The organism is uncultured Shimia sp. (genome assembly GCF_947498095.1).
In the GTDB taxonomy this organism is placed as follows: domain Bacteria; phylum Pseudomonadota; class Alphaproteobacteria; order Rhodobacterales; family Rhodobacteraceae; genus Shimia.
The window spans coordinates 116,570-140,048 of the sequence record NZ_CANMJE010000003.1 but is presented as its reverse complement, the minus strand read 5'-3'; the positions used below and the strand labels follow the sequence as shown (position 1 = coordinate 140,048).

The 23,479-nt window shown below is 54.5% G+C and carries 17 protein-coding genes; 7 read left to right on the top strand and 10 right to left on the bottom strand.

Going from position 1 to position 23,479, the window contains the following annotated elements; translation table 11 throughout:
- Positions 1-3: 3 nt before the first annotated feature.
- Positions 4-1,512 carry a sugar ABC transporter ATP-binding protein gene (locus Q0932_RS06965; protein ID WP_299351452.1) on the bottom strand — a complete coding sequence of 503 codons (1,509 nt, stop codon included), beginning with the start codon at positions 1,510-1,512 and terminating at the stop codon, positions 4-6.
- A gap of 206 nt (positions 1,513-1,718) precedes the next feature.
- Here Q0932_RS06965 and Q0932_RS06960 point away from each other — a divergent pair, with 206 nt between their 5' ends.
- Positions 1,719-2,741: a LacI family DNA-binding transcriptional regulator gene (locus Q0932_RS06960; RefSeq protein ID WP_299350821.1), complete on the top strand. Its 1,023-nt coding sequence runs from the start codon at positions 1,719-1,721 to the stop codon at positions 2,739-2,741.
- 154 nt (positions 2,742-2,895) lie between these two features.
- On the opposite strand, the gene Q0932_RS06955 is transcribed toward Q0932_RS06960, so the two are convergent.
- From Q0932_RS06955 to Q0932_RS06920, 8 genes are all read right to left on the bottom strand, one after another.
- The gene (locus Q0932_RS06955; RefSeq protein WP_299350819.1) at positions 2,896-5,502 is read right to left on the bottom strand and encodes a nitrate reductase; all 2,607 of its coding nucleotides are present in this window, start codon (positions 5,500-5,502) and stop codon (positions 2,896-2,898) included.
- Positions 5,499-5,831, bottom strand: coding sequence for a nitrite reductase small subunit NirD (nirD, locus tag Q0932_RS06950; RefSeq protein WP_299350817.1), 333 nt, complete (start codon positions 5,829-5,831; stop codon positions 5,499-5,501). Before nirD ends, Q0932_RS06955 begins: the two co-directional genes overlap by 4 nt.
- The gene (gene nirB / locus Q0932_RS06945) at positions 5,828-8,263 is read right to left on the bottom strand and encodes a nitrite reductase large subunit NirB (protein WP_299350815.1); all 2,436 of its coding nucleotides are present in this window, start codon (positions 8,261-8,263) and stop codon (positions 5,828-5,830) included. The genes nirD and nirB overlap by 4 nt, the downstream gene beginning before the upstream one ends.
- A 5-nt stretch (positions 8,264-8,268) precedes the next feature.
- On the bottom strand, positions 8,269-9,945 hold the full coding sequence (locus Q0932_RS06940; RefSeq protein ID WP_299350814.1) for an ABC transporter ATP-binding protein: 1,677 nt from the start codon (positions 9,943-9,945) through the stop codon (positions 8,269-8,271).
- A gap of 4 nt (positions 9,946-9,949) precedes the next feature.
- A complete protein-coding gene (locus tag Q0932_RS06935; protein ID WP_299350813.1) occupies positions 9,950-11,032 on the bottom strand; it encodes an ABC transporter permease in 1,083 nt (360 codons plus the stop codon).
- 66 nt (positions 11,033-11,098) lie between these two features.
- Positions 11,099-12,478 (bottom strand): CmpA/NrtA family ABC transporter substrate-binding protein, encoded by a 1,380-nt coding sequence (locus tag Q0932_RS06930; protein ID WP_299350812.1) that lies wholly within the window; start codon positions 12,476-12,478, stop codon positions 11,099-11,101.
- A 251-nt stretch (positions 12,479-12,729) separates the two neighbouring features.
- Positions 12,730-13,848, bottom strand: a complete 1,119-nt coding sequence (locus Q0932_RS06925; RefSeq protein WP_299350811.1) for a CmpA/NrtA family ABC transporter substrate-binding protein — start codon at positions 13,846-13,848, stop codon at positions 12,730-12,732.
- Complete coding sequence (locus Q0932_RS06920; RefSeq protein ID WP_299350810.1) at positions 13,845-14,429, bottom strand: ANTAR domain-containing protein; 585 nt, start codon at positions 14,427-14,429, stop codon at positions 13,845-13,847. The genes Q0932_RS06925 and Q0932_RS06920 overlap by 4 nt, the downstream gene beginning before the upstream one ends.
- Before the next feature lie 487 nt (positions 14,430-14,916).
- On the opposite strand from Q0932_RS06920, the gene Q0932_RS06915 reads away from it, so the two are divergent.
- Both Q0932_RS06915 and Q0932_RS06910 read left to right on the top strand, forming a co-directional pair.
- Entirely contained in the window at positions 14,917-15,984 is a 1,068-nt protein-coding gene (locus tag Q0932_RS06915; RefSeq protein ID WP_299350808.1) for a response regulator, read from the top strand.
- Positions 15,985-16,365: 381 nt separating this feature from the next.
- Complete coding sequence (locus Q0932_RS06910; protein ID WP_299350806.1) at positions 16,366-16,737, top strand: hypothetical protein; 372 nt, start codon at positions 16,366-16,368, stop codon at positions 16,735-16,737.
- Between the two features lie 7 nt (positions 16,738-16,744).
- On the opposite strand, the gene Q0932_RS06905 is transcribed toward Q0932_RS06910, so the two are convergent.
- Entirely contained in the window at positions 16,745-17,131 is a 387-nt protein-coding gene (locus tag Q0932_RS06905; RefSeq protein ID WP_299350804.1) for a response regulator, read from the bottom strand.
- Between the two features lie 949 nt (positions 17,132-18,080).
- Between Q0932_RS06905 and Q0932_RS06900 the strand changes: the two genes are divergently transcribed.
- The 4 genes from Q0932_RS06900 (at position 18,081) to Q0932_RS06885 (ending at position 23,366) form a co-directional block, all read left to right on the top strand.
- Positions 18,081-18,851, top strand: coding sequence for a class I SAM-dependent methyltransferase (locus tag Q0932_RS06900; RefSeq protein ID WP_299350802.1), 771 nt, complete (start codon positions 18,081-18,083; stop codon positions 18,849-18,851).
- A gap of 25 nt (positions 18,852-18,876) precedes the next feature.
- A complete protein-coding gene (locus Q0932_RS06895; RefSeq protein ID WP_299350800.1) occupies positions 18,877-19,566 on the top strand; it encodes an acyl-homoserine-lactone synthase in 690 nt (229 codons plus the stop codon).
- Between the two features lie 205 nt (positions 19,567-19,771).
- Positions 19,772-21,184 carry a HAMP domain-containing sensor histidine kinase gene (locus tag Q0932_RS06890; RefSeq protein WP_299350798.1) on the top strand — a complete coding sequence of 471 codons (1,413 nt, stop codon included), beginning with the start codon at positions 19,772-19,774 and terminating at the stop codon, positions 21,182-21,184.
- A gap of 601 nt (positions 21,185-21,785) precedes the next feature.
- Positions 21,786-23,366, top strand: a complete 1,581-nt coding sequence (locus Q0932_RS06885) for an ABC transporter substrate-binding protein (RefSeq protein WP_299350796.1) — start codon at positions 21,786-21,788, stop codon at positions 23,364-23,366.
- Positions 23,367-23,479: the final 113 nt, after the last annotated feature.

Genomic DNA, 23,479 nt, shown 5'->3' with positions numbered 1-23,479 from the left:
GCCTCAGTCATGGAAAGTCTCGCGCTTAAGCCCTGCCGCATATCGCACGATCTCGGCTTCGTTAATGTCGTCACCGCTGAGAATGCCGGTGATTTGGCCTTCCCGCATCACCACCACTCGGTGGCTTACACCGATGATCTCGGGCATTTCTGAAGAGATCACCACAACCGAGACACCCTCGGCGGCAATCGCAGCTATGAAATGATAAATCTGCTGTTTCGTACCGACATCGATCCCGCGGGTCGGTTCGTCGATAATTAGGATGCGTGGCTCAACTTCCATCACCTTGGCAAGCAGAAGCTTTTGTTGGTTCCCCCCCGACAGATCGCCAACATTCACGTTCGGATCGCGCGCGCGAATGTCAAACCGCCGGATCGCCCGCGTCAAAGCGGCCTCTTCAGCCTTACGATCTATTGAAAAGTTCCTGATAAACTGCGGCAACGCCAGCAAGGTCAGGTTCGGCCGCATCTTCTGCTCGAGCAACAGACCTTTTTCTTTACGATCTTTGGTCAGGTAAACAAGGCCAGCATCGCGCGCCGAAGCCACAGAGCGGAAGTGAGTCACATCACCATCAACTCTGATCACTCCGCCATCCACAGGATTGATCCCGCAAATCGCCTCAAACACCGCTGAGCGCCCTGCCCCGATCAATCCGGAGAACCCTAACACTTCGCCCTTGCGCAGACCAAAGGAAACGCCTTCGACCCCTGGCGCAAAAAGACCTTCAACTTCCAACACAACCTCGGCATCAACATCCACCTCGCTGATAGGAGGATAGAGGTCTGACAACTCGCGCCCGACCATCAGCTGGGCCATTGCATCCAGGGTTAGGTCTTTTGCATCATGCGTGCCAATCCACTGACCATCGCGCAGAATCGTGACCCGATCAGAAATTGCCTGAACCTCGTTCAGCTTGTGAGACACGAAGATCACTGCAACACCCTGAGCCTTGAGTCGCTCAATTTGCGCAAAGAATAGCTCGGTTTCGGCCTCGGTAAGGGCCGCCGTAGGCTCGTCCATGATAAGAACACGCGCCTCTCGGCTGATGGCCTTAACGATTTCGACCATCTGCTTTTCGGCGATCGACAAGTCCGCGATACGGTCACTTGGTGAAAGGCTGAGTCCAATCTCGTCCAGATAGCCCTGAACCATGTCCCGCATGCGAGCGCGATCCAACGCGGCACCCTTGCGCAGCTCCCGGCCAAGAAAGACATTTTCTTCGACCGTCATTTGTTCGGCCAAATTCAGTTCCTGGTGGATTAACACAATCCCAAGGGCTTCGGTTTCGCCGTTTGATGGGAGCTTCGTCTCGCGTCCGTCCAGCAGGATGTGCCCTGCTGTTGGCTGATGAAAACCCGAGAGAATCTTCATCAGAGTAGATTTTCCGGCGCCGTTTTCACCAATCAGGGCGTGCACCTCACCCACCCGGATATCCATGCTCACACTGAAGAGCACCGGAACCAATCCGAATGACTTGCTAATACCCTCGGCGGCAAGCACCGGGGTCGATATGGTCTGGCCATCAGGCACGACCGTCTCCTCCCTATCAGCACCTTCATTTCGAGGTGCGTTTTTATGCTGTGTAAACCTTTACATAAGTCATGTAAACCTTTTCATGAACCCATGTAAACCTTTTCACAAGCCATATTGAAGGGTATAACGGCGGTAAGTGCATTGATTTGCTTTATAGTTTTCACCCCGGTACAGGCCAAAAATACGTGAACGAAACGTCAAAAAAGCCAGCCACGATCGAGGATGTTGCAAAGCTCGCCGGGGTTTCCATCGCCACCGTGAGCCGCACGATTCGCAATCCCGAGAAAGTGGCCGAAAGTACGCGGAAGAAAGTCACGACGGCCATTGCCCGCACTGGCTACACCGCGAATGCGATGGCGCAAAATCTGCGCATGCAGCGTTCAAGGATGGTTTTGGTTTTAACCCCGTCTATCGCCGACCCTAATTTCCCAGGCATTCTGATCGGGTTGGAAAAGGCCGCCAACGCGCGCGGCTATGGCGTTCTAATCGGCAACACCGAAGGCGACGTCTCGCTGGAGCACACCTACATGCGCTTTCTGGCAACAGGATTGGCGGACGGCCTGATCTTGCTTACCGGTCATGTACCAGTCGCCGGAGTCGCCAGAGCGATCCCACAAGCACTTCCGCCGACTGTTACCGTTGGCCGTCCCATTGAAGGAAGCGCTATCACTTACGCAGGCGTCGACGACGTTTCGGCCTCAAAAATGGCGACAGAGTATCTGGTGTCACTGGGACATCGCCGCATTGTGTATGTTTCTGGCGGTCCAGGAGACGTGCTGTCCGATTTGCGCCACGAGGGCTATCGTTTGGGGTTGGCTGAATGCGCGGTGGAGTTGGAAGACTGGAGAATCGAAGGGGACGGCAGCAGCGAAAGTGGACGCGCAGCCGTCGAGCGTTTGTTCATCAAGGACACCCTGCCGACAGCCTTTTTCTGCTTTAACGACGCCACCGCCATCGGTGTCATCAGCGCCCTTCAACTGCGCGGTCACAACGTGCCCGGAGATTTTTCCGTGATCGGCTTTGACGACATTCCTTTTTCCAACAGCATCACGCCTGCGCTGACAACCATCCGGCAACCCAGAAGCAAAATCGGGGAATTGGCCATGGCAAACCTGTTGGATCAGCTTGGCGGCGCATCGCCTCAACCATCTAAGAATTTGCTGCATGGGGATTTGGTTGTTCGCGAAAGCTGTGGGCCACGCGGGTAAAGATAATCACCGGTTTACGTGAAGCGCTATCACGCTTTCGCGCTCAAACTTGGCAGTAGTGCCCCTTTTTTGACAGGCATTGAATGAAGCCGTCAGCAACCCTTTGACGAGCAAAACCACTAACCCAAGTTTCGCCTGACGTCACCCAAGCGACCTACTCTGCTACAAGTATTTCCGATTGTTCCGAAATCAGCGACGTGAGTTCTGGCTTGCAGGATCCACAGTTTGTACCAGCTCCGGTACAAGACCCAAGTGCTTCGACGTCCCGAGCACCCGCCGCAATGGCATCGCTGATCGTGTTGATACCTACGCCCATGCACGAACAAACGATGGCGCCCGGATCGCGTTCATTGGCTGGTCGCCGCCCTGCCAATATCCGATAGCCGGATGACTCTGATCCAATTTTGGAAATGACAAAGTTGCGTGCAACGTCTACCGGGCGCGTGGAGACAAAAAAGGCTGACCGCAGGATACCATTTTCAATGACGGCGCAGCGATAGCTTCCATTTCGATCATCAATCAGAGACATGACCTCTCCTGCTTGATCTTCAAACAGCGATCGAAACAGGTCAGGCCAGTCATCTTGTTCGTGAGTGTCGGCCAATTCGGCGCTCCACCCGGTTTGCGTGCGCTTCACGGCACTATAGGCGCTCTGCATGACGATTGGATCCAGAGAAGCCATAAAGCCATACCACTTGACCCTGGTCGGGGTGACAGCGGCAAAGGAGCCTTTTGAAGCCGGCTGTCCTGATACCGGATCACATGTCGCGCGGACCAAAGGACCAACACGACCGGTCTTGGCGTGTTGCAGGGTCCAGTGCATTGGCATGAAGATTGAACCCGGCCTCGCATCTACACTGATGCGAACCCGGCAGGTGGCCTGGCCGGTCGAGGTCGTGATGTCCGCCAGATCCGCATGGTCCAGGCCCAGCGCACGGGCATCATCGGGATGCAACTCGACAAACGGTTCCCCCAAGTGCTGGTTCAATCGCGGAGAACGCGCGCTGCGGGTCATCGTATGCCATTGATCACGGATGCGCCCGGTGTTGAGAACAAAGGGAAATTCAGCAGGAGCAACCACCGGTTTAGGGGCCTGAACGGGCACCATCCGCGCCTTGCCGTCGGGATGGTGAAAGCCCCCGTTGCCAAAGAAGCGTCCACCCCGCCGTCCGGTAGCAAGAACGGGCCACCGCGTCGGAGAAAGCGTGTCGTAGTCGACACTGGTCAGATTTGCGAACCCAGAAATATCGAGTGCACGCCCGAAACTCGCCCCCTGCTTCGAGAGTTCGGCGTATTCACGAAACACCTCGTCTACGCTTGTGTAACTGAACGCATTTCCCCATCCCATCTGGACCGCGACATCGGCAATGATCTTCCAATCCGGGCGGGCTTGTCCTTGCACCGACAAAAAGGGGCGTTGACGGGAAATACAGCGCTCAGAGTTCGTGACAGTACCAGATTTCTCGCCCCACGGCGCTGCTGGCAACAGCACATCCACAAGGTCATTTGTGTCCGTTTTCAGGATCGCGTCTGAAGACACGGTGAAGGGCACATTGGAAATCGCCTCAGCCACGCGGTCTGCTTCAGGGAGGCTCACCGCGGGGTTGGTCGACATGATCCATAGTGCCTTGATCCTGCCCTCTGCACAGGCCTGAAAAAGGTCAACGGCTTTCAGGCCGGGTTTGCCCGCCATGGTGGGCGCATTCCAAGCGGTCTGAACTGCGGTTCGATGTTCAGGGTTCTCAAGGTCAAGGTGGTTGGCAAGCATGTTGGCCAACCCACCAACCTCGCGTCCACCCATTGCGTTTGGTTGTCCGGTGGCCGAGAACGGTCCCATGCCTGCCCGCCCGATCCGACCGGTCGCAAGGTGACAATTGAGGATGGCATTCACTTTGTCGGTGCCGCAGTCGGACTGGTTCACACCCTGCGAGTAGACAGTGACTACGTTTTCCGTGGCGGCCCAAAGCCTGACAAAGGCCTCTTCCTCTTGCGGTGTTAGTCCGCTGTGTCCTGGCGTTCGTGCGGCGGTGATAGCATCGTCGAACCCGTTCACATGTGCCGCGACATAATCCTGATTCACGCGACCAGTGTCCGCCAAATGAACCAGCAAAGCGTTGAACAGTGCGGTATCTCCGTCAGGTGCAATGGACAATTGCATGTCCGCCAGACCGGAGGTTGCAGTGGTGCGCGGGTCGATATTGACCACCCGCATATTCGGACGCTTCTTTTTGGCAGCGACCAGTCGTTGAAACAGAACCGGGTGACACCACGCAAGATTGGAGCCGACCAGCACCACAAGATCAGCCTGCTCAAGGTCCTCATAGCATCCCGGCACCGTGTCTGACCCGAAAGCGCGCTTATGCCCGGCCACCGAAGACGCCATACACAGGCGCGAGTTGGTGTCGATGTTCGCACTACCGATAAAGCCTTTCATCAGCTTGTTGGCGACATAGTAGTCTTCGGTCAGCAACTGACCCGAGACGTAGAATGCTACACTGTCCGGACCATGATCGCGAATGGCGTCTGAAAAACGTTCAGCCACAAGTTTTGTTGCTCTGTCCCAACTGACTTCATTGCCCGCAACCATTGGGGCAAGCAATCGCCGCTCGGGGCCCGTGGTTTCGCCCAAGTGGGTGCCTTTGGAACATAGACGCCCAAAGTTAGCCGGATGATCCGGATCTCCCTTGATGGTACCGTCAGGAAAAGCCAGGACGCCACACCCTACGCCACAGTATGGACAAGTGGTTTTGGTCGGCTTCATGCGGCACGTGCCTTTAGAAACGACGTTTCCAGCAGGATACGCCCGTTCTCAATACGCGCCGCATAGGTTTCCACACGACCGTTGTCTGCTCCTTGGGCCTCGCCGGTTTCCAGCGAAAACACCCAATTGTGCAAAGGGCACGTCACTGTATTGCCATGCACGATGCCCTCGGCCAACGGCCCTTTTTTGTGGGGGCAGGCATTGTCGAGAGCAAAAACCTCGTCCGTGCCGGTGCGAAACACAGCAACGCATCCGTGAGCCGTTTTGACAACACGTGCACCGCGAATGGCGATGTCGTCCAATGCAGCAATATCCGTCCAATTGCTCATTCTGCTGCCTCCAATGCAAAGGTTGTCACCGGGGCATAGGTCTTGGCCCGGGTTTTAACGTGATCTGCCCAAGGGTCGGTGCGATAGACAGATTGCGAAATCTCGAACCGCTCGATCAGGGCCGCGCGGTTTTCCAGATCTTCGACAACCTGTTCCTTGACCCAGTCCAGCCCCACCTTGGCGACCCATTTGTAGGGTCGATCCAGATACTTGGCGTTTTCGCGATAGAGCTGAATGAAGGCCGTCGCCAGATCGATCACCTCTTGTTCGGTGGCAACATCGGCCAGACGCTCGGTCTCTTTCACGTCCATCCCCGCCGCTCCGGCAACGCCGATCTGAAATCCGCTGTCGACACAGACCACACCGATATCCTTGCAGGTGGCTTCCGCGCAGTTGCGAGGACAACCGGACACGGCGAGCTTGACCTTGTGCGGGGTCCATGACCCCCAGAGGTGCCGTTCCAGCTTGATCCCAAGACCCGTCGAATCCTGCGTACCGAACCTGCAATGGTCACGGCCAACACACGTTTTTACCGTGCGCAGCCCTTTGGCATAGGCATGTCCCGACACCATGCCCGCCGCGTTCAGATCAGCCCAGATATCGGGCAAGTCCTCGCCCCGAACTCCCAGAAGGTCGATCCGCTGCCCGCCGGTCACATGAACGGTTGGCACATTGTACTTTTCAGCCGCGTCGGCGATCGCACGCAGTTCGTTTGGCGTTGTCATGCCGCCCCACATGCGTGGCACAACGCTAAAGGTCCCGTCTTTTTGGATATTGGCGTGTTTGCGTTCGTTGATGAAACGGCTTTGGCCGTCATCCTGATATGCCAAAGGCCAATCGGCCAAGAGATAGTAGTTCACCTCTGGGCGGCAAATATGACAACCATCCGGTGTGGACCACCCCAGTTCCTGCCACACGGCGGGTTGGGTTTTCAGCTCTTTCGATTTGATCAGGCGACGCACGTCCTCATGCGTCAGGTCGGTGCAACCACAGATGCCCGCCGCAGCCGGAATGACAAAGTCATCGCCAAGCGTGGCGCCGAGAACCTGTTCGACCAAACCTGTGCAGGTGCCACAAGACGCGCTGGCCTTGGTTGTCGCCCTAATGGCGCCGAGATCTCCGGCGCCGGCGGCGATGGCCGCCATGATGTCACCTTTGGAAACGCCGTTGCAGCCGCAGATTTCTACGTCATCCGGTAAGGCTGCAACGGCCGCCATAGGGTCCAGGGGGGCACCCCCCTGAAAGCTGGGACCAAATATCAACGTATCCCGCATTTCCGAGATGTCTGTGGCGTCTTTGATGAGCCCAAAGAACCAACCGCTATCGGCCGTGTCGCCGTACATGACAGCGCCGACCAGCGTGTTGCCCTCAAGCACCAGACGTTTGTAGACGCCGCGGGCCGGATCGCGAAAGACGATGTCTTCATGCCCATCAGCTTCGGCAAAATCGCCGGCACTGAACAAATCACAGCCCGTGACCTTTAGCTTTGTCGAGACTTCACGCGGGACAAATTCTGCTGCCTCGCCCAGAAGGGTCTTTGCGACGATCTTGGCCTGATCGTAAAGCGGCGCAACCAACCCAAACAGCTGACCGCGATGCTCGACGCATTCTCCCATGGCCAGCACATCCGGATCAGAGGTGACCAGTTGGTCGTCTACGGTGATGCCACGTTCAACTTCAAGCGCCGCATCGGTCGCCAGCCGCGTTTCAGGGCGAATACCCACGGCCATGACCACGAGGTCTGCCGGAATCAATTCATCGTCCTGTAGCAGAACGCCTTCGACGTGATCTTCACCGACGATGGCTGCCGTCGAGGCCTTGCAACGCACGGTGATACCTTTGTCTTCCAGAGCACGTCGCAGAAGGTATCCAGCGGCGTCATCCAACTGCCGCTCCATTAAATGGCCCATCAGGTGCACAACTGTTACGTCCATGCCGCGCGCGGCAAGACCCGCAGCGGCTTCAAGGCCCAATAGCCCGCCCCCAATGACGACGGCCCGGCCACCTTTGGCACCCGCCGCGATCATCGTGTTGGTGTCTTCAAGATCCCGATATGCGATCACACCCGGCAGATCCTTACCCGGCACTGGGATGATGAACGGAGCCGAACCCGTCGCGATCAACAGCTTGTCATAAGGCACTTCGCCGTTTTGTCCGACAACAACCTTACGATCGCGATCAATGGCAGTGACATGTTCGCCAAAACGGCACGTCACGTCATTGCCCTCATACCAGTCGGCATCATGGGTCACGATCTCTTCGTAGGTCTTGTCACCCGACAACACCGGAGACAGCATGATCCGATTGTAGTTGCCCCGAGGCTCTGCATTGAACAGGGTTACGTCATAAGCGGCAGGGTCGGTTTCGAACAGGTGTTCCAGCGCTCGGCCGGACGCCATGCCAGCGCCGATGACAACGAGTTTCTGCGTCATGTCTTTCACTCCGCTGCTATGGGTTGAGGTTTGGGTTTCGGCGTGGCGCCATGCTCGTACTCCTCAAGAAAATCAAGCACTTCCTGCCGGTAGGCATAGTAGTCGGGATGCTCTAGCAAGGCTTTGCGGGTACGGGGGCGCGGCAGATCAACCTTGGTAATCTTGCCAATCGTCGCCTGCGGCCCATTGGTCATCATGACCACGCGGTCGGCCAATAAGATGGCCTCGTCCACATCGTGGGTCACGCAAACAGCCGTCACCTTGGTGCGGTCCCAGACTTCCATCAGGACTTCCTGCAACTCCCAGAGGGTCAGGCTGTCCAGCATTCCGAAAGGTTCATCCAGCAAAAGCAGTTTCGGTGACAAGGCAAAAGCGCGGGCGATGCCGACGCGTTGCTTCATGCCGTTGGACATCGAACTGGCCGGACGGTCCATGGCATCGCCAAGGCCCACCCGCTCCAGATAGTATTCCACCACGTCCTGACGCTCACCCTGACTGGCGCGGGGGTAAACCTTGTCCACGCCGATAGCGACGTTTTCCTTGGCGGAAAGCCAGGGAAACAGGTTCGGAGACTGGAACACCACGGCGCGTTCCGGGTCAGCACCAACCACGCCGCGGCCATCAAGGTTGATCACACCTTTGGATATCTCGTTCAAGCCGGCGGCCATGGTCAGCACCGTGGATTTGCCACAGCCGGAATGGCCAATCAGTGAAATGAACTCACCCTTGTCGAGCTTCAGGTCGAAATCTTCAACAACCGTCAGCGGACCTTTGGGCGTCGGATAGACTTTGTGCAGACGGCTGAATTCCAGATAGCGATCGGTACGCTTACTGTCCCTCGCCCGTACATCGGCCTGCGCCTTGGGCAAGTTGTGAACTGCGGTGATGTTGGGCAGGATTTTTGTCACATCCGCTTTGGCAGCCATACCCACATCCATCAGGTAATTGGTCACGTCACGGCGCAACGTCTTGAACCCCTCATGATGGTTCATTGCTCCGCGATCGCGGGGGCGCGGGATTTCAACCTTGAACTCTTGACCCAAAGTGCCATCCGGGTTCAGCGCAATGATGCGATCGGCCAAAAGAATTGCCTCGTCTACATCGTTGGTGATCAGCACACAGGTCTTCTTGTCCGCATCCCAGATCGCTTCGATATCGTCGGCAAGATTGCCTCGGGTCAACGCGTCCAGTGCCGACAGCGGCTCATCCAACAGCAGCACTTCGGGGTTCATCGCCAGTGCGCGGGCCACATTGACCCGTTGGCGCATACCGCCGGAGAGCTCGGCGGGGCGGCGTGTGGCAGCGTGCCCCAGGCCGACCATTTTGACATAGTGGTCAACCTTGGCCGCCTTATCGGATTTGGACAGATCCGGAAAGATTGCGTCCACAGCAAGCCCCACATTGCCGCTCACCGTCAGCCAAGGCATCAGAGAGTAGCTTTGAAAGATCACGCCACGTTCGGGGCCGGGTCCGGTAATCGGCTCACCCTTGAAAGTGACTGCGCCCTTGGTCGGTGTCTCGAGCCCGGCCATCAGGTTGATCAGGGTCGTCTTGCCGGTACCTGAGAAGCCCAGCAGCACCAGAAACTCTCCTTCGTTGACGGTCAGATTGATATTCTTGAGAACATCCGACCGTGCGGCACCTTCTCCGAAGCTCTTGGAAACATTGTTGAATTCAATCATGTCGTCACCGGTTGTTCGAGAAGGTAAAGAGCGATTGGATCGCATACATCACGCGGTCGAGAAGGAAGCCGATGATGCCGATGGTGAAGACGGCCACCATGATCTTGGCTAGCGATTGCGACGATCCGTTCTGAAACTCGTCCCAGACGAATTTGCCAAGGCCGGGGTTTTGCGCCAGCATCTCGGCGGCAATCAGAACCATCCAGCCCACACCCAGCGACAGGCGCAATCCGGTAAAGATCAATGGCAGCGCCGAAGGCAGAACCAGTTTCGTAATCTTAGACCAAGTGCCCATTTTCAGAACCTTGGATACGCTCACCAGATCCTTGTCGATGCTGGCCACACCCAGCGACGTGTTGATCAGCGTCGGCCAAAGGGAACACAAGGTAACCGTGATGGCCGAGGTCAGGAAGCTCTTAGAAAACATCCCGTCGTTGGTCACGTAGACGGCAGAAACGACCATAGTGACGATAGGGAGCCATGCCAGCGGGCTGACAGGTTTGAAAATCTGGATAAGCGGGTTGATCGCCGCATTCTCCGTGGGGCTAAGGCCCGCCAGAATACCCAGCGGAATGGCGATGGCTGAGCCGATCAGAAAGCCGAAGAACACGGTTTTGATCGAGGTCCATATCTGGTCGTAATAGGTTGGCTTGCCGGTATAGGTCCGGTGTTTGACTTTGTCCTCTTTCCCGGCAGCGATCAGCTTGGCGTTACGTTCATCCTGACGCTCGTAAAAGGCTACTTCTTTCTCACCTTCGCGGACGGCATCGGCATGCAGACTGCCAACCTGTTCCCAAACCTGTGCCGGGCCAGGAATGGCACCGAGGCTGGTCTGAACCGTGGGGGCCAATGTGCTCCAGACAAACAGAAAGCCCACAATGGCCAGCATCGGAACCCCGAGCAAGCGCCAGATTTCCTTGCCCTGCGCGCGCGGATTGTCGCCGGCAAGGGCTTTCAGAACCGGAGTCATCCAACTCAGACCCAGAACCTGGAACCAGGCGTCAGCCTTGTTGATGCGAGTGAACAGGCGGGCGCGGCGGGCTTCACGATCCTCGGCGCTAAGGGTTTGGGGGTCGATGACAGTCATGTCTTGTCCTCATGAATTTGGGGAGGGATGGGCGCGGCACCTGAGACCAAGGCCGCGCGCCGATGGTCAGCCCTGTACGTCGTTGCCGACGACAATCTGCTGCCCCTTGAGCCCGATCGGCAGGCTTTCGAGGTAAGCGTTTGGCGCTTTGCCGTCATAGGCGATGCCGTCAATGATATCTTCGGCAGGTGTTGGCGCCTTGTATCCATCGCTGTCGAAGGGGAAGTCAGCGGCATCAGCCAGACCTTCGTCCACCAGAAGACGTGCAGCCTCGAGGTAGATTTCCGGCTTGTAGACCGACTTGGCCACTTCGTCATACCAGCTGTCTGATTTGGCTTCGGAGATCTGACCCCAACGACGCATCTGGGTCAGGTACCACACCGCGTCTGAATAAAAGGGATAGGTCGCATTGTGGCGGAAGAATGTATTGAAATCAGGGACTTCACGCTTGTCGCCCTTTTCATACTCAAAAGTACCGGTCATCGAGTTGGCGATAACTTCCGCATCCGCGCCGACATATTCCGAACGGGCCAGAATTTCGACGGCTTCTTCGCGGTTGGCGTTGTCATTTTCATCCAGCCAGATCGCAGCACGGATCAACGCCTTGACCAAAGCCTTGGTAGTGTTTGGGTTTTCCTCGGCAAACTCGGCGGTGATGCCAAACACTTTTTCCGGGTTATTCTTCCAGAGTTCGTAATCGGTAATCACTGGCACGCCGATGCCTTTGAAGACGGCCTGTTGGTTCCACGGTTCACCTACGCAATAGCCGTTGATTGTGCCGGCTTCCATCGTGGCTGGCATCTGTGGTGGCGGAGTCACTGACAAGAGCACATCCGCGCCTATCTGGCCGGTGATGTTTTCTTCGCTGTAGTAACCCGGCTGCAAGCCACCGGCGGCGAGCCAATAGCGCAGTTCGTGGTTGTGGGTGGAGACCGGAAACACCATGCCCATGTTGAAAGGCTTGCCTTCATCTGCAAACTGCTCGACCACAGGTTTCAGAGCTGCAGCAGAAATTGGGTGCACCGGACGGCCATCCTCTTGCGAAGGGATGTGCGGGCGCATCATGTCCCAAACCTCGTTGGAAACCGTAATACCGTTGCCGTTCAGGTCCATAGAGAACGGCGTGATGATATGCGCCTCGGTTCCGAACCCGATGGTGGCCGCCAGCGGCTGGCCGGCCAGCATATGTGCACCATCCAGCTGGCCGTCGATGACGCCGTCCAAAAGCACTTTCCAGTTGGCCTGTGCTTCCAGGGTGACGAACAGGCCTTCGTCTTCGAAATAGCCTTTTTCATAGGCGACGGCCAAAGGCGCCATGTCAGTCAGCTTGATAAAGCCTAAGGTCAGCTCATCCTTTTCCACGTCCAGCATCTCGGCCATGGCAGGCAGGCTGAACAGAACGGTCGTCAAGCCAAACGCAATTTTGGGGGCAATGGATTTCAACATGTCATTCCTCTTTCTGTCCGGTGACCCGGAACGAAAAAACCGCCCATCTTACCCGCGGGAGGAGGTGCGGGCAGGATGAGCGGCGTTGCTCTTTTTGGTGGCCGATGGAACGCCATTGTTCCGGGCCTCATAGGATTTCTACCGCTTATGCTGCATTGCGGCGATGCAACTGCAGCATAAACTTCGCTACCGCGTGGATTTGATTAAAAACGAGGCACTTAATCCTGACAGATGGTGATTTTTCCATCACCTCAGAAAGGATTTTGATCCAAAGTTTCGTCCGGACCCATTGGAGTCAGGGTGTCGTACTCGAGGAGACCCTGCGAATCGACCTCTTCCGGTTTTCTCAGGCCAGCAACGGCTGAAAGATACAACTTGGCACGATAAGTTTCTTGCGCCAGACGGCTCGATTCCACTGGGTCCAACCCGTGGTGTCTTGCCAATTTGGTGGCGATCCAGTCCGCATGAGAAGGAAATGGATGGGTCACCTGATCACCATGAAACCGCAGAAAATGTGGAACACGCTCTGGCAACGCGCCGGGCTTGGGGCACAGGTGCGACCGAAGTGCGAGATCAATGACCTGTTCGGGCAAGTCGAGAAAATCTGTGCGGGCCAAGACTTCTGAGGCCAGAGACAGATTGTCGGGGGCCGCCAGCCATTCTCCGGCGCGCCACACCGCGCGGATCAGAGCACGTACCTCATTCGGATGGGCGTCAATCCAGGCCTCACGTGCGCCCAACACCTTTTCCGGAGATGCATTCCAAATGGCGGCGCCGGGCAAGATCAATTCACCGACTTTGTTTTCAACGACGACAGATCCCCAAGGTTCCCCGACACAGAACGCATCCACCTCACCGGCTTCGACGGCCTTAGCCATCAAAGGTGGCGGAACCGTCCGCGTCCGCGCGGATGCATTGTCCAACGCGCCCAACCAGTGGGCAACAAGTTCTGCGTGCATGGAGTGCGGGAAAGGAACACCCACCTTGGGGTGATCTGTGACTGCAAGCAAGGCACGTCCGGTGTCGTGTGGCGTCCCAAATTGTCCATCCCAACCAGCCGCACGCATCGCACAGGCCACATGGTTAGAAACGCCGATGACGTTTCCGTTCATTGATAGAACCATCAACGTGTGTACCCGCACCCGAAGACTGCTCAGGCCAAGTGACATGGCAATAGGCAGGGGTGATAGCATATGTGCGGCATCCAATGTGCCCAGCGCCAGCAAGTCGCGCAGTGTTGACCACGAAGGCTGTTTGAGCAGGTTCAGGGTCAGCCCTTCTTTCGCGGCAAAGCCCAGTTCCTGTGCAATCACCAATGGCGCAGAATCTACAAGGGGGACATATCCGATATTCAACGTCGTGCGCGTCATGCCAGCATGTCCGCCGCGGTCACGAGTGCTTGTGCCACATCGATTACCTTTCGGCCCGGGTTCATCGCCGTTTTACGTATTCTTTGATATGCTTCTTCCTCGCTGACACCTTTTGCGCGCATCAAGAGCCCCTTGGCCCGGTCGATTGTCTTGCGTTCCTCGAGGGCTCTTTTGGCTGCGTCGCGTTCAGAGCGTAGTTGGCTGGTGAACCGGAAGCGTTCAATTGCAGTTTCAAGAACGGGTAGGATGCGGCTTTGCTCCAGACCGTCAACAACATAGGCAGAGAGACCTGCCTGCATCGCCAGTCGAGTCAGTTCAGCATCGGTTTGATCCACGAACATTGCCACCGGTCGATGGGCAGCCCCCGATGCATTAGAGAGGTTTTCCAAGGCGTCACGGTTCGGCGTGGCAAGGTCAATCAAAATGATGTCAGGATCTGTCTTGCTCAACTCTTGCGACAGGCATTCCAAGTTCTCCAGGATGGTGACACTGCTCCAACCGCCCAGACTAAGCCCGTCACGGATTTCCGCAGCCCGGAGGCTGTTTTCTTCGATCACAAGTATGCTTGGAGTATCCGCCATGCCTGAGTTCAAAAACCACGCAATGAGAAACTTCAATTGCCGAGGCTACAAAGAATGGCGCAACGCAGGCTGAGAGTTTGACTGCGTGTTTGTTGATCGAACATGCTGAAATAACTGGCACAATACAGACAAAACCGGGAAACATGGCCGGTAATATCGAGCGAATTGGATCGAGCCACGGCTAGTCCAATGTCATTAACCTTGTTCTATGCCCTGTTGGCGCCGCCCCGCGCGAACAGAAGTGCAGTTTAGCTCGCTAATTGGCCTGGGTTTTGAGCCCTGCAGAGAATTGAAGAGGCTGCAGACAGAGCCGTGAACAGATCCGAAAATCGACACATGACAGCACTGGAAAATGTGCGTCTTTCGCCCATTTGTCGTCTTAATTATTAATTAACGTCTACAATGGAAGTCATGAAACGACCGCAAAAAGTAACAAATCAGAGGCAGATGAGGTTGATGTTCACGCATCGGTTTCATTTGAATTGGAATGAAAATACTCGCTGTAGACGATGATGAGAACATCAGAGATCTTCTCCGGGCTTCTGTAAGCTCTGAGACACAACACGAGTTGTTTACCGCTTCGTCTGGCCCCGAAGCGCTCAAATTGATTGATGCAGAAAGTGATCCGTTTGAAAGCTTTCTCTTGGACATCCAAATGCCTGAGATGAACGGGATCGTTTTGTGTCAGAAGATTCGCAAAATTCGCGGATATGAACGAACACCCATCGTCATGCTGACAGCTATGTCGCAAAAAAAGTATGTAGATCAGGCATTCGCGGCCGGCGCGACAGACTACATCACTAAGCCCTTTGACTTCCTCGAACTCTTTAGCCGCATAAGGGTTGCCGAGAAGCTCACGAACGAACAAATCCGGGCCAACCAGAACAGAGTAGCTGTGCTCACACTCGAGAAGGATCTGGAGAAGAGCTGCGCGATAAACCCAAGTGAACCTTTTGAGATCAAGGGGCTCGAAAATGTGGTCGGGTATGTCGCGTTCGAAAACTACATCATGCATCTTACGCGTATCAAACTGATGCGCAGCCACGTTTTCGCAACGAAAATTGTTGAGATTGAATCGCTGCACAAAAGTCTCAGTACGATTGCATTCCGCCAACTCTTGGCAGACGTCGCGACCACCCTCGCCCATGCAGTACGGGGAACCGACAGCCTGATCACATATCGGGGGGGAGGCATATTTCTCTGTTCAACGTCAACACAGCTTTCGCATTCTCAAAGCGTCTTTGAGATGCTGTTAAACGCCGAGTTGGCAGAGACGTCCATTCCCCGATTTAAGGACCAGAAAGTTGTCGTCGCCGTCGGCGAAGCAATTTCTATGCGCGCCCTAACCCGAGCGGGGGCGATGTTCTCAATGACAACGGCAGTGGACAATGTGGAAACTCGCGCCTCGCTAAGACAGCAAGATTTGACGAACCTCAAACGCGTGCTCCGTTCCAGCGTCAAACGAAGCAAGGTGAACAATGTTATGGAGAGGCGGGCTTACGAAGTGCTGTTTGGCGACATCCAAACTAGAAAATTGCCCTTGTCAAAATCCTGAAGCCGGTTGGATAGCTGCCACAATCACGATTTCTACCGAGACGGGTCAACGTGCTATTTACACTGGGTATGTGGGCACTCATTATTGCGTGCACGGCACATGAATGACATTCGTCGCCAAAGTAAGCTTTGGGTGTTCCAAAGGCGGGTCATGCCTCTCTAAGGCTTACCAATTGTTGAAGTTCAGGGCGGCACATGTCGCCTCAAAAACGAGGTACCTAGCAAAGCACATCAAAGATTCTTTAGGTGGCAGTTCATAGGTTTTCTGGGTTTCCAGTTCATCTTCGATCTATCTTGACTAAGATGAACCGGGATTACACCGTTACGAAAATCTCAAGTCTGTTCCACTAGTGCTGACGCTACAAATGTAAAAGGTGAATTTATGCCAACAGACCTTTTTAGCAGTGAGTTATCGGCCGACTTTAAGGCCCAGCTGCATCTTTTGCGGACGAAGTATTTCGATAGCCTCGAAAAGAAGGAAATGGAGCTAAAGGATATTATCGCCAAGACCTCGACCTGTGGATTAGACACTACGACACTGACTGACCTTTACACGATCGTTCATAACCTTGCTGGTATTGCGCCTACACATGGCTTTCGTGATGTTGGAAAGCACGCATCCGCAATTGAAAAGGCGATCTCGGAGTTTTTGCCGCCCTCTGAAGCCGTGGTCTCCGAATTAAACATACTTTCAGAGTTAAAGGATCTGACGAAGGAAATTCGGGCAACTCTTGAAACGTGTCGCTCAACCTGAGCTAGGTCTATTCCGGCAACTGCGACCAAATCTGTTGAAGCTGGTCAACAAGCCGGCTCGGATCAAAGGGTTTTTGAATCGAACCGGCCGCTTGTTCCAGAATAGCATCATGATACTTTTCGGCATTGTTCACAGACGTCAAGAATACCGCCGGGACCTCTCTCAAGCCTTGCAAAGATTTTAGGGCCTGGAGCGTTTCCAATCCATTTAGACCGGGCATCATCATATCCAAAAAGAATAGATCAGGGTCAAAATTCTCTGCGACTTTGAGCGCTTCGTGGCCGGTCGAGCACTGAAGCAATTCAAATCCACCAAGATCATGCAAGCAGAGTTTCACGATTGCGCGGATATCAGGATCATCCTCAACATGGAGGATCTTTCGCAGCGCTTTCATCTGACTGTCCTTTCGCAATTAACCGGATGTTAATACATTCTTGGCCATTGCTGCAAATCTTGTCATTGCCAGAAAGATGAGGGTTGATACAGCAGGCGCGGTACAGGAAAAATGCGGGCTCAAGCAAAAGCCAGATAGAACTTAACCTTCAAAACTGGATCAGTTTCAAACGCTCACAGACATTTTGCCTCAAGCTGTTCCGCCAGCAAACGCCCATCGAGTTAATGTTGCGTGGGCAAAGCTATCAAAAGGTGTCCGGAGAAGGCGTCCTGGGCTCAGTATTCAACATGTGACGAGGGGCCGAATTGTCGTTGTGATGCAATGCGATACCAACAAAGTGCGCGACAAGATCGAGCGCCAGAGAATCAACATAGCCTAATGCGTCCACCGTCGGAACTTGAGGAACTGCTAATACGTTTATCACGACTCCAAACCTATTTACCGTTTAAGATTCGCTACATTGTCGCCAAAAAATGGGGCGGTATTCTGGCGCTCTTGCAAAACCTCTCTGCAATTTTCGAGGTTTCCGCCTCATTTTTGCCACATCTTTTGGGGCGCATTTGGACGTGCTTTTTACGCGGACACAAAGACTGGCAGGTCTGTCTGTGCCTCTTTCATCTATCCTTCAAAGGATTAAGATCCTCCGAATGGCACCACATCCAGAGATACTTTGACCTTTTTCCCACCATATCTAGAGGCTGGGCAGACGGCCTGATGCAAACCTCTGAAGACCTTTAGTTTTTGAGAATCCAAAAAATCCTCCATTTTCGCGGATCAACAATAGCGCATAACCTGTTGACTACATGGAAACATTCAAAGTGAAAAAGTGGCATTAGTGATGAAATTTCTTGCATTGTTTCCATAGCGGCGTCAGTTTTACCGTAAGAAACATGAGTCAAGAAACATGTCGTGCTGCAGGCCAATACCCCCAACTGTGGGAGTGCTCCCCATGCAGCCACGCGATCTTGGAGCGAGGTTGGTGCACGTGGATGTCCTTAGGCCAGAAACGACGGATCGTTCGGTTCGCGCTGATTGGAGTGCCTATGCCACTGCGTATGATCTGTTGTCAGAGCACAACCCAGCGTATCAGGCTTTGCTTCACGAATTCGAAGCTTTCCTCGCAACAATAGAAACGCCCCAATCAATCTACGATATTGGTGGTGGAACGGGAAACTACACCGAAATTGCCGCGCGTGCCTGCCCTGACAGCGAGATACGCCTTATCGAACCAGACCCCCACATGATTGAGGCGGCGCAGGCCAAATTGGCGGCCCACCGAAATATCATTTACGACAATCGCGCACTTGAAGCCGTTGGTGCCTCGAGTACGGCTGATCTGATTGTCTGTGTCCACGCACTTTACGCCATGCCCGAACAAGAGCAGCGTCTCAAAGACATGCGGCGACTTCTTAGTCCAGGTGGCTGGCTCTACCTGGTCGATCTCGGACGCTACATGAACGTTGCAGACTGGCGCAGCTATCTGTTCTCCAGCTTAAGAAAAGAGCAAGGCCTTGCCGGCGCGCTCCGCGTTTTTTGGCAGGGCAGAGAAATCGCCACACAGAACAAAGCCATCTACGAAGCACAAAAGACAGGGGTTTATTGGACGCATAGTGAAGCGGAAATAGTGTCGTTGGTCACCGAAACCGGGTTCGAGGTCATCAAGCACAAGCCTGTCTATCGCGGCTACAGCGACCTCCTTGTTTGCAGAGCAACGGCCTAGCGATGCGGAAACAGAAATGCCAGCTATGAACAAACAGGTCATCGAGGCTCTCAAGAACGCTCGCTACAGGGTGTTGAGCGAAAGCCAAGACTTAGAGGAAGTGTACCGCTTGCGTTACAAGTGCTATCGCGCCGAAAGGACGATAGCCAAGAACGAGCGCGGCATCATGAGCGATGCGTTCGACGAGACCGCCAACTGCGTCCACGTCGGGGTTGAAATCGAAGGGAAGATTTTGGCGTCGGTACGGCTGCATCCGGTTTCTATGCTCTCACCAACGGCGCCGTCACTCGAAGTTTTTCCAGAGATTTTGCAGGATATTGAGGAAGGCCAGACGGCTCTTGATACGACGCGCTTTGTGATTGACCCTTCCGTTCGGAAACAGCGAGTACCATTGAATTTCTTGGCTTTGCGCATCCCGTTCCTCGCGACGATCTTTTACGACATCGACCTGGCCCTTGCTGCAGTGCGGACCGAGCATGCCCCATTCTATCGCCGCTACCTCGGTTATAAACTGGCAATAGAACCGCGAAGCTACCCAGCGTTGAAGAAGCCAATTCAGCTTTTGACCGCCGATGTAAAAGAACAGCGCAATGCCGTTCTGGCGCGCACGCCCGTCTTTGGCCCTATAGAGGACATCCCACATTCCAACGTCGCATTTCCTGAACTTTCTGGGATTTACGCCGCGTCACGGAGTGGTCAGTCGGCCGCGGCCTGATTGCTGGTCCACACGCTTGTTCGCCGAGTTGCGAAGCCTTTCGGTTTTCTTCGGAGAACCCCCAAAAAACCTCACAATGCCTCCAGCGATTTCTGCGCCGAGCCAGGATTGGCACGACAAAAGGCCAAAATAGACCCCTCAAAGGGCCCAATTTCATCGCATTTGGATCGTACCTCTTAACAATGGCAGAAGGTATGAGGGAAGCATGAAAGATCTAAGTGCTTATTGGGCGACGCGCGCAGACTGGTTCAGTACCGACGGTCGCGAACAGAGTATCAAGGATTACATCACGCTCTCCAACCAGCTTGTTTGGCTGCGCCAAGCGAGCTTTTTGGCTGCCACAGTGTTGGCTGCGTTTTACTACGATCCAGTCCTAATCTTCATGTGCTACGGCGTGGTCGTCCTGACCGAAGCGCTTGATATGCAGCTCGGACGTCAGTCCAAAGCTTGGGATGGAAAGGACCCGGTCGAGGGGCGTCAGATTCTCAAACGTATCGCGCGCAACACGGTCATAAGCGCAATCGCGATCGACGTTTTCATCATCAATATGGCTGTTCTCCAGAAGTCTGCCGGGCATTTCACGCCACTCTTCTTTCTGTTCTCTGCTTCGGTCTTTGCGGCAATTTACAATAGCCAGATGAAAGGCATCTTGCTGTTGCGACTCTCGATCTACAGTTTTGCCTTTCTGTTCATCGCATTTCTGGATGTGGTCCGTTACAACCCACCGCTCAGTTCCACTGTTTGGCTGGAATTCTTTACGATCATCTTCGTGCTCTACTTCATTGTCGACATATCCATCAAATTCTATGTCAACTACCAAGAGAGACTCAAACAGATGAAACTGATTGAGGAAGAGAACAAACGCACCAAAGCTGCCTTGGAAGCAAAGTCGCGTTTCCTGGCCACCGTCAGCCACGAGTTGCGTACGCCTCTGACATCAATCATCGGTTCGCTGGAACTCATTGACAGCGAGAAGCTCGGCGTTTTGCCAGAGACACTCAAACCTATTGTCGGAATTGCGTCCAGGAACGGGCAACGCCTCGCTGCTTTGATCGAAGATCTTCTCTACATTCAAAAAGTCGAGGCAGACGAAGTGGTCTACAACTTCAAGCCGGTTGATGCGAACGACTTGGTGTACGAGGCAGTGGAATCTATCTCAGGATATGCCAACAAACTCGGCATTCATGTCACTGTCGACCCAGCTGAGGGCGATTGCCATATCATTGGTGACACCAGTCGCCTGATCCAGGCGATGAATAATTTGTTGTCCAATGCGCTGAAGTTCTCTGAGGAAGGTGCCACAGTGAACGCACGCGTGGAAAACTGCGGTGCCCGCATTCGTATTTCAATCCAAGACGAAGGATCGGGTATTCCACAAGACGCCAGGGACCACGTGTTTGGCAGGTTCACCCAGGTGGACTCTTCCGATGTGCGCAAAGTTGGTGGCACTGGCCTTGGTCTCTACATCACCAAACAGATCGTCGAGCGACACAACGCCAGCATCGATTACGTTAGTACCGTTGGAGTGGGAACAACCTTCTTTATCGAACTTGATCGAGTGACAAACGTGGAACTGGAAAGTGAATTCGAACCGGTCTCCGTCAAAATGACGGCGTAAGGCTTCAAGCCGGTGCTTCGAAACTAATTCAAATAGCCCCGTCCAAACGGTCAATCCGTCCACAATCCAAGAAGTCGGCTTCTAGCTCTCCATTTAGTTTCATCGATGTTTTCATGGATACGGCGCTGAGGTACCATACTAGCATTTAGAAAATTAGCTTTAGAGCACTACGCCTTCGCAATCAAACTGCCAAATCTATTCCACCACATCTGGATTGTGTTGCGGCTCGCATTGGTCTCTCTTTCGAGCAACGCGCCTCGGATTTTCCGAAACGAAAGACGAACACAAAGGCACACCATCACTGCTGGGCAGATGATTCTTGATGGCTCTTGAAGGCAGCCTAAGGAGAAGCATTTGGACGCAAAAATAATTATTGTATACCTCAACTAATTTTCATAGTGTCCTGCCTGCGCAACGTCAGGCTTTGGCGGAGCAGCACCTGCAAGCCAAACACACATGCGACATTCACTGAGATGAGGCGTTTCTTGTTAAAAAGAACAAGCACCCCAAGATGTCAAAGACATGCAATTCTGACGAGCTTTCGATCAGAACTACCAAATAATATTGCTTGCAGAAAACACTTACTAACAGCGAGGAAACCATGAAAAAGACATCACATATTCTGGCAGTTGCGGCGCTTTTGGCGTCAACTGTCGTTGCCAACGCCGAAACCCTTAAATGGGCACGTGCGGGCGACGCCCTGACACTGGATCCGCACTCGCAGAACGAAGGTCCCAGCCACACCATGCGTCACCAGATGTATGAGCCGCTGATTATCCGCGACACCAGCGGGGCATTCGTGCCAACTTTGGCAACCGACTGGGCGCCCAAGGCTGACAACCCCAACGTTTGGGTATTCAACCTGCGCCAAGGCGTTAAGTTCCATGACGGTGCGGATTTCACCGCAGAAGACGTGGTGTTCAGCTTTGAGCGGGCAAAACAACCAAACTCGGACATGAAAGAACTGATTGGATCGATCACCGCAGTGCGCGCCGTCGGTGACCACACGGTCGAAATCGAAACCGACGGTCCAAACCCGATCCTGCCGTCGAACCTGACCAACCTGTTCATGATGGACAAGGGCTGGACCGAGGCGAACAACACCGTCAACGTGCAGGACTTTGAAGGTGGCGAGATCACCTTTGCAACCACCAACGTGAACGGCACCGGCGCTTATCGTCTTGTGAGCCGCGAGCCCGACGTGAAAACCGTCATGGTGCGCAACGAAGAGTATTGGGGTCGCAACGACTTCCCGATGGAAGTCAGCGAGATCGTCTATACCCCGATCCAGAACGCCGCGACCCGCGTTGCAGCACTTCTGTCGGGTGAGATCAACTTCCTCCAAGACATGCCGGTGCAGGATTTGGCCCGCGTTGATGGTGCAGATGGTTTGACGGTCAAGCAAGCTCCGCAAAACCGCGTGATCTTCTTTGGCATGAATCAAGGCGCAAATGATCTTGAGGCCGACAACGTAGACGGCAAAAACCCACTGGCAGACGTGCGCGTTCGCAAGGCGATGTCCATGGCCATCAACCGCGACGCCATCCGTCAGGTCGTGATGCGTGGCCAATCGCAACCTGCGGGTATGATCGCACCGCCCTTTGTGAACGGTTGGACCGCCGCGATGGACGGCGAAAGCTCCACTGATCTGGAAGGTGCCAAGGCACTGATGGCCGAAGCCGGTTACGGCGACGGTTTCTCGATCCGTCTGGATTGCCCGAATGACCGCTACATCAACGACGAAGCGATCTGTCAGGCCGCAGTTGGCATGCTGGGTCAAATCGGCATCACAGTGAACCTGGACGCCATTCCCAAGGCACAGCACTTCCCCAAGATCACCGACAGCAAGACCGATTTCTACATGCTGGGTTGGGGTGTTCCGACATACGACTCGGAGTACATCTTTAACTTCCTGGTGCACGGCCGTGAAAGCGACATCGGAACCTGGAACGGAACCGGCTTTAACAATGCCGACATCAACGCCAAGATCAAATCGCTGGCCTCCAACACCGATCTTGACGCCCGTAATGCAGATATCGCGGCCATTTGGCGTGTTGTTCAAGATGAGCAACTCTACATCCCGATTCACCATCAGGTGCTGAACTGGGGCATGAGCGAAGGCGTTGGCATCGAAGTTGATCCCGAAGATCAACCGCGCGTTAAATACTTCACCATGAACTAAACCAATCTGGGCCGCCTGTTCGTCGCGGGCGGCCCATTCTTTGCCAGGTGGGGTCATACCTTTACCTGTGCAGGCATCCCTTCCGCGACCCGATAAATTGCCAAGTGCCCCTG